The organism is Rhizobium sp. 01T437 (genome assembly GCF_056398505.1).
On sequence record NZ_JBFTPM010000001.1, the window covers coordinates 502,835 to 516,602 of the forward strand.

The 13,768-nt window shown below is 59.3% G+C and carries 12 protein-coding genes; 9 read left to right on the forward strand and 3 right to left on the reverse strand.

The annotated features are described in order from the left end of the window. Nucleotides 1-183 precede the first annotated feature (183 nt). Nucleotides 184-831 (forward strand): MarC family protein, encoded by a 648-nt coding sequence (locus tag AC1DM5_RS02625; RefSeq protein ID WP_477822483.1) that lies wholly within the window; start codon nt 184-186, stop codon nt 829-831. 47 nt (nt 832-878) lie between these two features. On the opposite strand, the gene AC1DM5_RS02630 is transcribed toward AC1DM5_RS02625, so the two are convergent. Then, nucleotides 879-1,445 carry a single-stranded DNA-binding protein gene (locus AC1DM5_RS02630; RefSeq protein ID WP_477822484.1) on the reverse strand — a complete coding sequence of 189 codons (567 nt, stop codon included), beginning with the start codon at nt 1,443-1,445 and terminating at the stop codon, nt 879-881. Nucleotides 1,446-1,700: 255 nt separating this feature from the next. Here AC1DM5_RS02630 and uvrA point away from each other — a divergent pair, with 255 nt between their 5' ends. From uvrA to AC1DM5_RS02645, 3 genes are read left to right on the forward strand one after another with little or no spacing between them, the layout of a single operon-like run. After that, nucleotides 1,701-4,625, forward strand: a complete 2,925-nt coding sequence (gene uvrA, locus AC1DM5_RS02635) for an excinuclease ABC subunit UvrA (RefSeq protein ID WP_477974540.1) — start codon at nt 1,701-1,703, stop codon at nt 4,623-4,625. After that, the gene (locus AC1DM5_RS02640; RefSeq protein ID WP_477822486.1) at nt 4,622-5,083 is read left to right on the forward strand and encodes an N-acetyltransferase family protein; all 462 of its coding nucleotides are present in this window, start codon (nt 4,622-4,624) and stop codon (nt 5,081-5,083) included. The genes uvrA and AC1DM5_RS02640 overlap by 4 nt, the downstream gene beginning before the upstream one ends. Before the next feature lie 24 nt (nt 5,084-5,107). Continuing rightward, a complete protein-coding gene (locus AC1DM5_RS02645; RefSeq protein WP_477822487.1) occupies nt 5,108-5,914 on the forward strand; it encodes a DUF72 domain-containing protein in 807 nt (268 codons plus the stop codon). A 4-nt stretch (nt 5,915-5,918) separates the two neighbouring features. Here AC1DM5_RS02645 and AC1DM5_RS02650 read toward each other — a convergent pair whose 3' ends face one another. After that, nucleotides 5,919-7,391, reverse strand: coding sequence for an NAD(P)H-hydrate dehydratase (locus AC1DM5_RS02650; RefSeq protein ID WP_477822488.1), 1,473 nt, complete (start codon nt 7,389-7,391; stop codon nt 5,919-5,921). Nucleotides 7,392-7,735: 344 nt separating this feature from the next. Here AC1DM5_RS02650 and AC1DM5_RS02655 point away from each other — a divergent pair, with 344 nt between their 5' ends. From AC1DM5_RS02655 to hspQ, 3 genes are all read left to right on the forward strand, one after another. Continuing rightward, complete coding sequence (locus tag AC1DM5_RS02655) at nt 7,736-8,074, forward strand: P-II family nitrogen regulator (protein ID WP_003539626.1); 339 nt, start codon at nt 7,736-7,738, stop codon at nt 8,072-8,074. A 78-nt stretch (nt 8,075-8,152) separates the two neighbouring features. Then, entirely contained in the window at nt 8,153-9,562 is a 1,410-nt protein-coding gene (gene glnA / locus AC1DM5_RS02660) for a type I glutamate--ammonia ligase (protein WP_477822489.1), read from the forward strand. 155 nt (nt 9,563-9,717) lie between these two features. Next, nucleotides 9,718-10,047 (forward strand): heat shock protein HspQ, encoded by a 330-nt coding sequence (hspQ, locus tag AC1DM5_RS02665; protein WP_007811955.1) that lies wholly within the window; start codon nt 9,718-9,720, stop codon nt 10,045-10,047. A 110-nt stretch (nt 10,048-10,157) separates the two neighbouring features. Here hspQ and AC1DM5_RS02670 read toward each other — a convergent pair whose 3' ends face one another. Next, nucleotides 10,158-10,829 (reverse strand): invasion associated locus B family protein, encoded by a 672-nt coding sequence (locus tag AC1DM5_RS02670; RefSeq protein ID WP_192727134.1) that lies wholly within the window; start codon nt 10,827-10,829, stop codon nt 10,158-10,160. Nucleotides 10,830-11,113: 284 nt separating this feature from the next. Between AC1DM5_RS02670 and AC1DM5_RS02675 the strand changes: the two genes are divergently transcribed. Beyond that, nucleotides 11,114-12,916, forward strand: coding sequence for an extracellular solute-binding protein (locus AC1DM5_RS02675; RefSeq protein WP_477822490.1), 1,803 nt, complete (start codon nt 11,114-11,116; stop codon nt 12,914-12,916). A 126-nt stretch (nt 12,917-13,042) separates the two neighbouring features. Further along, nucleotides 13,043-13,714: a DsbA family oxidoreductase gene (locus tag AC1DM5_RS02680; protein ID WP_477822491.1), complete on the forward strand. Its 672-nt coding sequence runs from the start codon at nt 13,043-13,045 to the stop codon at nt 13,712-13,714. Nucleotides 13,715-13,768 lie beyond the last annotated feature (54 nt).

The following is a 13,768-nucleotide window of genomic DNA, read 5'->3' on the forward strand; positions in this document are numbered from 1 at the left end:
CGGAAAGCCTGTTCCCACGCCAATTTGGCCAGGGGTTTTGAACAGGCTTTTGCGGTCGAAAGAGGGCAAATCATGGTATTTGCCCATGGCAGGGAGACAATCAGCGATCATGCATTTGCCAAATCGGAATCGGCACAGCACAATCATGAAAAACAAGCATCTATATGGGGTTTTGGAGAAGCGATGGCAAGCGCCGACCAACTGATCAACGCGTTCACGACGCTGCTCGTCACCATCGATCCGCCCGGACTTGCCCCGCTCTTTCTCGGCCTCACTGTCGGCATGAGCCGCCCGGAGCGAAAGCAGGTGGCGCTGCGCGGCATCACGATCGCCTTCATCATCCTTGCCGTTTTCGCCCTGTTCGGCTCCAGCGTGCTCGGCGTGCTCGGCATCTCCATCGGCGCCTTCCGGCTTGCGGGCGGATTGCTGCTTTTCTGGATCGCCTTCGAAATGGTTTTCGAGAAGCGCCAGGACCGCAAGGAAAAGACCACGGAAGTTGCGATTACAAAGGATCATATCGAGAATATTGCCGTCTTCCCGCTGGCACTGCCGCTGATTGCCGGGCCGGGCGCCATTTCGGCGACGATCCTGCTCGGAGGCACTCTGCCCTCCACGGTCGAGCGGGCGCAGCTGATCGGCGTCATTGCCGGCTGCCTGCTGATCACGCTGGTGGTGCTTTTCCTTGCCGACCGGCTCGACCGCTTCCTCGGCGTGACGGGCCGGGCGATCCTGACCCGCCTTCTCGGCGTGATCCTGGCCGCACTTGCCGCCCAGTTCGTTATCGATGGGGCCAAGTCTGCGCTCAACCTGATCAGCGCCACGCCCCATTGAAAACGGCGCCCAAGGGCGCCGTTCTTAAAGCTTTTGGATGGCGTCAATCAAAACGGGATATCGTCGTCGAGATCACGCGAGAAGTTACCGCCACCAGCGCTACCGCCGCCGCTGCTCCCACCACGGCTACCACCGCCACCGCTACGGCCACCGCCGGAGGACGGAGCGGAAGCGCCGTAATCGTCGCCATAACTGCCGCCACCGAAATCGTCGCCGCCACGGCCGCCGCCGAAGCTGGCGCCAGCACCGCCGCCTTCACCACCGCGCCCGTCGAGCATCGTCAGCGTCGAATTGAAGCCCTGCAGCACAACTTCCGTCGAGTAGCGGTCGGCACCTGTCTGGTCCTGCCACTTGCGGGTCTGCAGTGCGCCTTCGATATAGAGCTTGGCGCCCTTTTTTACATATTGTTCTACGACCTTGCAGAGGCCTTCGTTAAAGACGACGACCGTATGCCATTCGGTCTTTTCGCGGCGTTCGCCAGAATTGCGGTCGCGCCAGGTTTCCGAAGTCGCGATACGAAGATTGGCAATCGGCCGGCCATCCTGCGTGCGCCGGATTTCGGGGTCGGCGCCCACGTTTCCGATAAGAATTACCTTGTTCACACTGCCAGCCATATCATTCACCTTACTGCCGCCCTGACCGGCGGCGTTCAAAAAATCATCGGCGCACCTTAAACCATAGAGGACAAGCGATGCGCATCCAGCCCCTCTTAATCCACAAGGAATTTTGTTCTTTATTTGTTCTAATTATTCGCTATGATCCTGTCAACAGAATCGAAAACCTTTGTTGTTCCGGACTTTCAGCCTCGACTCGCCCGCTGGCATCACTAAATAAGGGCTGTTATCCCCAAACCATCTGAAGCAGAGACGATGAGCGAACTGAAGACGATCTCCATCCGTGGCGCGCGCGAGCATAATCTGAAGGGCATCGACCTCGATCTGCCACGCAACAAGCTGATCGTCATGACCGGCCTTTCCGGCTCCGGCAAATCCTCGCTCGCCTTCGACACGATCTATGCCGAGGGACAGCGCCGCTATGTCGAAAGCCTTTCGGCCTATGCGCGCCAGTTCCTGGAAATGATGCAGAAACCCGATGTCGACCAGATCGACGGGCTGTCGCCGGCAATTTCGATCGAGCAGAAGACGACCTCGCGCAACCCGCGCTCGACCGTCGGCACCGTTACCGAAATCTACGACTATATGCGCCTTCTGTTTGCGCGCGTCGGGGTTCCCTATTCTCCCGCCACCGGCCTGCCGATCGAAAGCCAGACGGTCAGCCAGATGGTCGACCGTGTGCTGGCCTTCGAGGAAGGCACGCGTCTTTATATCCTGGCGCCGATGATCCGCGGCCGCAAGGGCGAGTATAAGAAGGAATTGGCGGAGCTCATGAAAAAGGGCTTCCAGCGCGTCAAGGTGGACGGCCAGTTCTACGAGATCGCCGATGCACCTGTTCTCGACAAGAAATACAAGCACGATATCGACGTGGTCATCGACCGTATCGTCGTGCGGCCTGACATGGCCTCGCGCCTGGCCGATAGTTTCGAAACGGCGCTGAAGCTCGCTGACGGCCTCGCCGTTGCCGAATTCGCCGACAAGCCGTTGCCGCCTGAGGAAACCTCCGCCGGSGGTTCGGCCAACAAGTCGCTCAATGAAACGCATGAGCGCGTGCTGTTTTCGGAAAAGTTCGCCTGCCCGGTGTCCGGCTTCACCATTCCGGAAATCGAACCACGGCTCTTCTCGTTCAACAATCCCTTCGGCGCATGCCCGACCTGCGACGGTCTCGGCTCGCAGCAGAAGATCGACCCTGACCTGATCGTGCCCGAGCCGGAGCGTACGCTGCGCGACGGCGCTATCGCGCCCTGGGCCAAGTCCACTTCGCCCTATTACAACCAGACGCTGGAAGCGCTCGGCAAGCATTTTGGCTTCAAGCTCGGCAGCCGCTGGAACGACCTTCCCGAAAAAGCCAAGGATGTCATCCTGAACGGCACCGAGGAGAGGATTGAATTCCACTATGCCGATGGCGCGCGCTCCTACACGACCTCGAAGAATTTCGAAGGCATCGTGCCCAATCTCGAGCGGCGCTGGAAGGAAACGGATTCCGCCTGGGCGCGCGAGGATATCGAGCGCTTCATGTCGGCGGCCCCCTGCCCGGCCTGCAACGGTTTTCGCCTGAAGCCGGAAGCGCTCGCGGTCAAGATCAACAAGCTGCATATCGGCGAAGTCACGCAGATGTCGATCCGGATCGCACGCGACTGGTTCGAGACGCTGCCGGCGGCATTCAACGCCAAGCAGAACGAAATTGCCGTGCGCATCCTCAAGGAAATCCGCGACCGCCTGCGGTTCCTCAACGATGTGGGTCTCGAATATCTGAGCCTGTCACGCAATTCCGGCACGCTGTCGGGCGGCGAGAGCCAACGTATCCGCCTTGCCTCGCAGATCGGATCGGGCCTGACCGGCGTTCTCTACGTGCTCGACGAGCCGTCGATCGGTCTGCATCAGCGCGACAATGCCCGTCTTCTCGATACGCTGAAGCACCTTCGCGACATCGGCAATACGGTCATCGTGGTCGAACATGACGAAGACGCGATCCTGACGGCTGACGATGTGGTCGATATCGGTCCCGCCGCCGGTGTGCATGGCGGCCAGGTGGTGGCGCATGGTACGCCGCAGGAAATCATGGCCAATCCGAAGTCTCTCACCGGCAGATATCTGTCAGGCGAGCTCGGCGTTACTCTTCCCGACGAGCGGCGCAAGCCGAAGAAGGGCAAGGAGATCAAGGTCGTCGGCGCACGCGGTAACAATCTGAAGAACGTCACGGCGGCCATTCCGCTGGGCGTCTTTACGGCTGTGACGGGTGTCTCGGGTGGCGGCAAGTCCACCTTCCTGATCGAGACTCTCTACAAGTCGGCGGCACGGCGTGTCATGGGTGCGCGCGAGATCCCTGCCGATCACGACCGCATCGATGGTTTCGAGCATATCGACAAGGTCATCGACATCGACCAGTCGCCGATCGGCCGCACGCCGCGTTCGAACCCCGCGACCTATACCGGTGCCTTCACACCGATCCGTGACTGGTTTGCCGGCCTGCCGGAGGCGAAGGCGCGCGGTTACCAACCTGGCCGTTTTTCCTTCAACGTCAAGGGCGGCCGCTGCGAGGCTTGCCAGGGCGACGGCGTCATCAAGATCGAGATGCACTTCCTGCCCGACGTSTACGTCMCCTGCGACGTCTGCCATGGCAAGCGTTACAACCGCGAAACGCTCGATGTCACCTTCAAGGGCAAGTCGATTTCCGACGTGCTCGATATGACCGTGGAAGAAGGCGTCGAATTCTTCACGGCAGTCCCGGCCGTGCGCGACAAACTGCAGTCGCTCTTCGATGTAGGCCTCGGTTACATCAAGGTCGGTCAGCAGGCCAATACGCTGTCGGGCGGCGAAGCGCAGCGCGTCAAGCTCGCCAAGGAATTGTCGAAACGCTCGACGGGCCGCACCCTCTATATCCTCGACGAGCCGACCACCGGCCTGCATTTCCATGACGTCGCCAAGCTTCTGGAAATGCTGCACGAACTGGTCAATCAGGGCAATTCGGTCGTTGTCATCGAGCACAATCTCGAAGTCATCAAAACCGCCGACTGGATCCTCGATTTCGGCCCCGAAGGTGGTGACGGCGGCGGCGAGATCGTGGCTGTCGGCACGCCAGAGACGATCGTCAAGGAGAAGCGCTCCTATACCGGCCACTTCCTTAAGGAGTTGCTGGAGCGGCGACCGGTCAAGAAGACGGTCGCAGCGGCGGAATGACCATGCGGCTCGCCACGATTGCGGACCTGCCCGCCGTCGTGGCGCTGACGACGACCGCCTATCAGCCCTATACCGATCTTTTCGGCTATCCGCCGATTCCGGTGACGGAAGATTACGAGCCGCGGATTGAGCGCGGCGAAGTCTGGCTGCGGGAGACTGACGGTGGTGTGGCGGGGCTTTCCGTCGTCGAACGGCATACCGACCATCTGATGCTCTTCAGCATCGCGGTATCGCCGGACTTCCAGGGAGCGGGACATGGCGCGGCCATGCTGCGCTGGCTGGAGGACAAGGCGCGAGAGTGGGAAACGCCCGAGATGAGGCTCTACACCAATGCACGGATGGAGCGGAATATCGCGCTTTATTCCGCCTTCGGTTTTCAGGAAACGGGTCGCCGGCCCAATCCCTATCGGCCAGGATGGACCATCGTCGATATGACGAAAAAGGTTGGTGCGATCTGAGAGATCGCAAGCGAGGAGGAACAGATGAGCAAATCGGGCACGATCCGCGTAGGCATCGGCGGCTGGACGTTCGAGCCGTGGCGCGGCCATTTCTTTCCCGCCGATCTCAAGCAGAAGGACGAGCTGAACTATGCCAGCCGGCAGCTGAAGGTCATCGAGGTCAACGGCACCTATTACAGCACGCAGAAGCCGGCGGTCTTCGCCAAATGGGCAGCTGATGTGCCTGACGGCTTCATCTTTTCGCTGAAGGCGACGCGTTACACCACGAACCGCCGTGTGCTTGCCGAGGCCTGGGAGTCGATGGAGAAGTTCCTCTCGTCCGGCATCAGCGAACTCGGCGATCATCTCGGCCCGCTGCTCTGGCAGTTTGCGCCGACGAAGAGGTTCGAACCAGATGATTTCGAGGCGTTCCTGAAGCTGCTGCCGGAAAAGCAGGACGGGCTGAAGCTGCGCCATGTCGTGGAAGTCAGGCACGATTCCTTCAAGGTGCCGGAATTCATTGCACTGCTTGAAAAATACGGTGTGGCACCCGTCTGCGCCGAGCATTTCGAGTATCCGATGATTGCCGATGTGACTGCGGATTTCGTCTATACGCGGCTGCAGAAAGGCTCGGACGATATCCCGACCTGCTATCCGGAGCCGGAGTTGAAGGACTGGACCAAGCGACTTGAGGTCTGGGCAGAGGGCAAGGTTCCCAACGATCTGCCGCTGATCGACAAGGATCGCAAGGTCAAGGTCGAGCCGCGCGACGTCTTTGCCTTCATGATCCACGAGGGCAAGGTCAATGCGCCGCACGGGGCGATCGCCCTACAGAAGCGGGTCGACAAATAATCGCTCAGTAGGGCAATACGTGCGCGGCGAGATCTTCGGCCGTCAACCCCTTGCCGGCGCGATGGCCTGCCTCTCCATGCAGCCAGACAGCAGCGGCGGCTGCCTCGAAAGCCGGCAGGCCCTGGGCGAGCATGCCGCCGATAATGCCTGCCAGCACATCACCGGAGCCGGCGGTGGCAAGCCAGACCGGTGCGTTGGTGTTGATCAGCGCCCGGCCGTCCGGTGAGGCGATAACGGTATCCGCCCCCTTATAGATGATAGCAGCATTGGCGCGGCTGGCAGCGGCGAGCGCCTTGTCGACCTTGCCCGCTTTCTCGTCGGCGGCAATATCGGGAAAGAGGCGGGCAAACTCGCCATCATGCGGCGTCAGCACGAGGCGCGGCACTCCCTTGAACAGCTCGAAAAGSGCCTGCGGATCGTCCTTGAAGGAACTGATGCCATCGGCGTCGAGAACGAGATGACGGTCGCGCAGTAGCGATACGAATTTTCGGGCCTTCTTTCCGATGCCGAAACCGGGGCCTAGAACGAAGGTCTGAGGGCGCGTGTCCTTCAGCCACTCTGCCAATGCTGCTGCATCATCGACGGCGTGCAGCATGACGGCTGTCAGGTGAGCGCTGTTGGCGGAAAGTGCATCGGTCGGCGCGGCGATGGTGACGAGCCCTGCCCCGGCCTTCAACCCCGCCATGGCCGACATGCGGGCGGCGCCCGTCTTGCTCGCCTCACCCGAAAATACGACAAGGTGACCACGCCTATATTTGTGGGTCTCCAGCTGCTCGGTCGGAATGACAGCGCGCCATGCGGCAGGTGTGTTCTCGTCGACACGGCCATCCGTCTGCGCCCTGATGATGCGTCCGGGGATGCCGATGTCGAAGACCTCGAGCGTGCCGCAAAGCTCCCTGCCCGGCATCAGCAGATGGCCGGGCTTGCGGGTCATGAAGGTCACCGTATGCGCCGCTCGGAAGGCGCCGCCGAGCACGGCGCCGGTGCGCCCGTCCAGGCCAGATGGCAGATCGATGGCGATGACGGGAGTTCCTGCCTTGCCGACCTTGTGGATCAGATCGGCGACCTCGGGTGGCACATCGCGTGCAAGGCCGGCTCCGAAGAAGCCGTCGATGATGACATCACCCTGCTGCCGGTCATAGCACGCGATGTCCTGCCCCTTCAGCGCACAGGCCGCCCTAGCACGGCCCGCATCACCCTTCAGCTTTTCCGGGTTGCCAAGATGGAAGATCTCCACTCGTCCACCACTCTCCTGCAGGAGCCGGGCGACGACATAACCGTCACCGCCATTGTTACCGGGGCCGCAGAACACTGCGAAACGTTGTGCGCCGGGATAAAGACGCAATGCTGCAGCGGCGACCGCAGCACCCGCCTTTTCCATCAGGCCATAGGAATCGATTCCGGATTCGGCTGCAGCCTTATCGGCCGCAGCCATTTCGACAGGTGTCAGAAGAAGATCGGCGAGGCGTTTGCTCATGCCCCTATTCAATTCAAAAATCGCCTAAAAAACAACCGCATGATTATCACAACGAAAGAGCAAATATTGTGCATTTGCCTATTTTTCGGCCTCACCACGACGAGCCATAAGAAATTATGAGTCGAGGGATTTTTTCAATTTTCGCGTCATTTTTGATCAAAACGCACTATTGTTCACCTCGTTTTTCATCAAAACGACACGGAAACGCGGGCAAACAAGGTCGCACGCATAAAATTCCGCGATTTTTTGCGCGAGACGGATTTCAAACTGGCACGATATCTGCATCATATCCCGCGAGCGGGAAGGTTCCTGCTGTAACGGGAGAAGCGGAGAGATATTTTCTCATGAAAAAGATCGAAGCGATCATTAAGCCTTTCAAGCTGGACGAGGTGAAGGAAGCCCTTCAGGAAGTCGGTCTGCAGGGTATCACTGTCACAGAAGCGAAGGGCTTCGGTCGCCAGAAGGGCCATACCGAACTCTACCGCGGCGCAGAATATGTCGTCGATTTCCTGCCGAAGGTGAAGGTTGAGGTCGTGCTCGCAGATGAAAACGCGGAGGCCGTCATCGACGCGATCCGCAAGGCCGCGCAGACGGGGCGCATCGGCGACGGAAAGATTTTCGTTTCCAACGTCGAAGAGGTCATCCGCATCCGCACCGGTGAAACCGGTATCGATGCCATCTGACCGGCTTTGCCTTCGGCGAAGCTTGACCATCCTCATCGCACATAACGTAACATCATCACAAAACAGAGGAAGCATCTTATGGCGAGTGCAAGCGAAATCCTGAAGCAGATCAAGGACAACGATGTGAAGTTCGTCGACCTGCGCTTCACCGACCCCAAGGGCAAGCTGCAGCACGTTACGATGGACATAGCCTGCGTCGATGAAGACATGTTCGCCGACGGCGTCATGTTCGACGGTTCCTCGATCGGCGGCTGGAAGGCCATCAACGAGTCCGACATGGTGCTGATGCCCGACACGGACACGGTGCATATGGACCCGTTCTTCGCCCAATCGACCATGGTCATCGTCTGCGACATTCTCGACCCTGTCTCCGGCGAAGCCTATAACCGCGATCCGCGCGGCACCGCCAAAAAGGCCGAAGCCTATCTGAAAGCATCCGGCATCGGTGACACGATCTTCGTCGGCCCGGAAGCCGAATTCTTCGTCTTCGACGACGTCAAGTACAAGGCTGATCCGTACAATACCGGCTTCAAGCTCGACTCCACCGAACTGCCGTCGAACGACGACACCGACTATGAGACCGGTAACCTCGGCCACCGTCCGCGCGTCAAGGGCGGCTACTTCCCGGTTCCGCCCGTCGACAGCGCCCAGGACATGCGTTCGGAAATGCTGACGGTTCTCTCCGAAATGGGCGTCGTCGTCGAAAAGCACCACCACGAAGTGGCTGCCGCCCAGCACGAGCTCGGCATCAAGTTCGACACGCTCGTCCGCAACGCCGACAAGATGCAGATCTACAAGTACGTCGTTCATCAGGTCGCCAATGCCTATGGCAAGACGGCAACCTTCATGCCGAAGCCGATCTTCGGCGACAACGGCTCGGGCATGCATGTGCACCAGTCGATCTGGAAGGGCGGCAAGCCGACTTTTGCCGGCGACGAATATGCAGGCCTTTCGGAAAGCTGCCTCTACTACATCGGCGGCATCATCAAGCATGCCAAGGCGATCAACGCCTTCACCAACCCGTCGACGAACTCCTACAAGCGTCTCGTCCCGGGTTATGAAGCACCGGTTCTGCTCGCCTATTCGGCCCGCAATCGCTCGGCTTCGTGCCGCATTCCGTTCGGCTCCAACCCGAAGGCAAAGCGCGTCGAAGTCCGCTTCCCGGATCCGACCGCCAACCCCTACCTCGCCTTCGCCGCCATGCTGATGGCAGGCCTCGACGGCATCAAGAACAAGATCCATCCCGGCAAGGCCATGGACAAGGATCTTTACGACCTGCCGCCAAAGGAACTGAAGAAGATCCCGACCGTCTGCGGCAGTTTGCGTGAAGCGCTCGAAAGCCTCGACAAGGACCGCAAGTTCCTGACGGCCGGCGGCGTCTTCGACGACGACCAGATCGACGCGTTCATCGAACTGAAGATGGCCGAGGTAATGCGCTTCGAAATGACGCCGCATCCAGTCGAATACGACATGTACTACTCGGCATAAGATGAGACTTGAAAGCCCCGGTTCGCCGGGGCTTTTTTCGACCCCGAGGTCATGAAAGCCGATGGGCAGACATGACGATCATGTGACGAAATCCCGCAAAAATCTTGATTTGCGGGGGACCGATCACCAAATCAGGTGAGAAAGGAAGTCGTACCATGAAAGAAAGAGTTGCAAAGTTCAGTATAGGCGAAGTGGTCCGGCACAAGGTTTTTCCGTTTCGCGGCGTCATCTTCGACGTTGATCCGGAGTTCGCGAATACGGAAGAGTGGTGGAATTCCATTCCCGCGGAAGTCCGCCCCAGCAAGGACCAGCCGTTCTACCATCTGCTCGCCGAAAACGACGACAGCGAATATGTCGCCTACGTCTCCGAGCAGAACCTGGTGAGCGACGAGAGCGACACACCGCTTCGCAATCCGCAGGTCGAGCAGATCTTCGACCGCGGCCCGACAGGCCAGTTCAAACCCAAGATGAGCTTCGCCCATTAAAGTCGGATCACATAACTTCCATGACAAGGCCCCGCATGTCGGGGCCTTTCTTTTGGCAACAAAAAACCCGGCCTGAAGCCGGGCTTTTCGTCAATTCGTGAAGGTGCCGATTACTGGGCCTTTGCTGCCTTCTGGGCGTCTTCCAGCTTCTTGCGGGCTTCTTCAGCCTTCTTCTGCATGCTGTCCTGCAGGCTGCGCTGGCTTTCGGCAAGCTTCGATTCGGAAACCGGTTCGCCGTCATAAGCGCCGGTGAAGCCTTCGAGCGAAACCTTGATCGGGTTCGCAGCACGGCGGAAGTTGATCGAGGTGAAGACCACATCGCTGCCCTTCTTGAGGCTTGCGATCATGGCGTCTGTCAGCGGAATTTCAGCTGTGCACTTGTCCGGCAGGCAGACAGCGTAATCGAGCTTCTGGCCCTTGCCGCCGTCGATCTGCATCGCAATGCCTGGCGGGATCAGGCGTGCGGCCGGAACCGAAACCTGAAGGATCTTGCGGTTGATCTTGCCGGAAACCGAAATCAGGCCGACAGCCGTCACCAGTTGGCCGCCATTGGCGAGAACCAGGTTCTGAACAACGCAGATGTCGTTGTCTTCCTGCTTGCTGCAGGTCTTGTACCAGCCGAGGCGCGGTGCGCCGACGGCCTGTGCGGGAGCGTCAGCCGACGCTGCCGGAGCCTGGGCGGCCGCGTCCTGTGCGAAGGACGAAACCGGAGCCGAAGCGCCGAAGATCACTGCCATAACGGACAGTGCTGCCCGCATTTTCTTTTCAGACTTGAACATCATAACGAATTCCGTCTCCTGATATCCGTTTCGGGGCTACGTTCGGCCGCCCCAACCACCGGGTCGTTCGGCACTCCACCTCTTAAAAAAATAAGGCAAATGCATGACCCCAAAACTTCGGGTCACGTGTTACATCGCAGCGTTCAAGATATCCAGCATTTCTTTGGCAATTTCGCGGGCATTTTGGCACATAGGTAAAGAAAGCGGCGGCCGCGGTTGGAATTGAGCGCTCCCATGCTACCCTTCCGGCGAATCGTGYCCGTCGCCACGCATCAAGGAATCTCAGAATGCTTCGGATCGTCCTCCTCGCCGCTTTCACGCTTATCGGCGGTGCCGCCGCCGCGGAACCCGTGCATGGTATCGCCATGCATGGTTCGGCAGCGCTGCCTGCCGATTACAAGCACTTCCCTTACGTCAATCCCGACGTGAAGAAGGGCGGGAAAATCACCTACGGCGTGGTCGGCACTTTCGATAGTTTAAACCCTTTTGTCCTGAAAAGCATGCGCACGACGGCGCGCGGCATGTGGGATCCGCAATTCGGCAACCTCGTCTACGAATCCATGCTGCAGCGTTCGAGCGACGAGCCCTTCACGCTCTACGGACTGCTGGCGGAAACGGTGGAATGGGATGAAGACCGCACCTTCATCCAGTTCAACCTCAATCCGAAAGCCAAGTGGTCGGACGGGCAGCCGGTCACGCCCGAAGACGTGATCTTTTCCTTCGAGCTGCTGCGCGACAAAGGGCGTGTGCCCTTCTCCAGCCGCCTCAATCTCGTTTCAAAGATGGAGAAGGCTGGCGACCACAGCGTGCGCTTCACCTTCAACGATAAGGCAGACCGCGAGACGCCGATGATCTTCGGCCTGTTTCCTATCCTGCCGAAACACGCGATCGACCCCGATAGCTTCGACCGCAGCTCGCTCACGCCACCGGTTGGATCCGGTCCCTATAAGATCAAGAGCCTGAAGCCAGGCGAAAGCATCACTTATGAGCGCGACCCGAATTACTGGGGCAAGGACATTCCGGCCAAGGTCGGCATGGACAATTACGACCAGCTCACCGTGCAGTATTTCCTGCAGGATACGACGCTTTTCGAGGCCTTCAAGAAAGGCGACGTCGATATCTATCTGGAAGGCAATCCGGGGCATTGGGCCAATGCCTACGATTTCCCGGCCGCAACGTCGGGCGCGGTCGTGAAGGATGTGTTCAAGCCGAAACTGCCAAGCGGTATGCTCGGCTTCGTCTTCAATACGCGGCGGCCGATCTTTGGCGATATCAAGGTGCGCGAGGGCCTGTCGCTGGTCTTCGATTTCGAATGGGCCAACAAGAACCTCTATTCCGGCGCTTACAAGCGCACGCAAAGCTTCTGGCAGAATTCCGATCTCTCGAGTTTCGGGGTACCGGCGGATGCGCGCGAGCTGGCGCTGCTCGGACCGATCAAGGACCAGATCGACCCCGCCATTCTCGACGGCAGCTACAAGCTGCCGGTGACCGATGGCTCGGGACGCGACCGCAACGTGCTGAGGCAGGCTGTCGACCTCCTGAAACAAGGGGGCTACACGATCCAAGGCGGCAAGATGGCCGATCAGAGCGGCAAGCAGCTCGCCTTCGAGATCATGACCCAGAATGCTGACCAGGAAAAGCTCGCCGTCGCCTACCAGCGATCACTGCAGACGATCGGTGTCGCCGCGTCGATCCGCACCGTTGACGATTCGCAGTATCAGAGCCGCACGAACAGCTTCGACTATGACATGATCATGAAGGCCTACACCTCATCGCTCTCACCCGGCAACGAGCAGCTCGGCCGCTGGTCGTCCGCTGCACGCACGCGTGAAGGGACGGACAGTTTCGCCGGGGCCAACGATCCCAATCTCGATACGCTGATCGATCATCTGCTGCGCTCACGCTCGACAGAGGATTTTACGGCGTCCGTCCGCTCCTATGACCGGCTGCTGCTCTCCAACCATTATGTGCTACCCCTCTACCACATCGATCAGCAGTGGGTTGCGCGCAACAAGCGCATCGGTCATCCGGATGCGGTGCCGCTCTATGGCTATCAGTTGCAGACATGGTGGGATACGAGCGCGCAATAATCACATCATCAGGCGCGTCGTCCTATTTCCTTTCTCTTGCCTCGACCTTCCTCTAAAGATCGTCGAAAACATCTTCTATGGGATCGAGCCAACCGTCATTGAGGGATGGCAGAATAAGGAATCACAATGGAACGCATCACCATCGACGTTGTCTCTGATGTCGTCTGCCCCTGGTGCTATCTCGGCAAGGCGCGGCTGGAGTTGGCGATCGCCGAGGTACAGGATGAAATCGGCGTCGATATCAACTGGCGCCCCTATCGCCTCAACCCGGATTATCCGCCCGAAGGCGTCGACCAGAAGAAAATGCTGGAGCAGAAACTCGGTGGCGCCGAACGCGTGGCTGAGGCGCACAAGATGCTGACCGGCTATGGCCGCGACGTCGGCATCAAGTTCAATTTCGAGGCCATCAAGATCGGGCCGAACACGCTCGATGCGCACCGCCTGATCCACTGGGCCGGTGTCGAGGACCGGCAGAAGCAGGAGGCAGTCGTCTCGGCGCTGTTCAAGGCCAATTTCGAAGAAGGCCGCAACGTCGGCGATCATGAAGTGCTGCTCGATATTGCCGAGAAGTCAGGTCTGCAGCGCTCGATCATTGCCGCCCTGCTCGCTTCGGACGCCGACAGCAGCGTCATTCTCTCGGAAATCGACGCAGCGCAGCGCATGGGTGTCAACGGCGTGCCGTTCTTCATCTTCGACCAGCAATATGCCGTCAGCGGCGCACAGACACCTGATGTGCTGGCAGGCGCTCTCAGGGAAATTGCCGCAGCAAAGACCGAAGCACGCGCCGGGATGAACTGACACGCGTCAGCATCGACAAACTGAAAACGCAGTCGGGGGCAGTCCGGTTTTCGC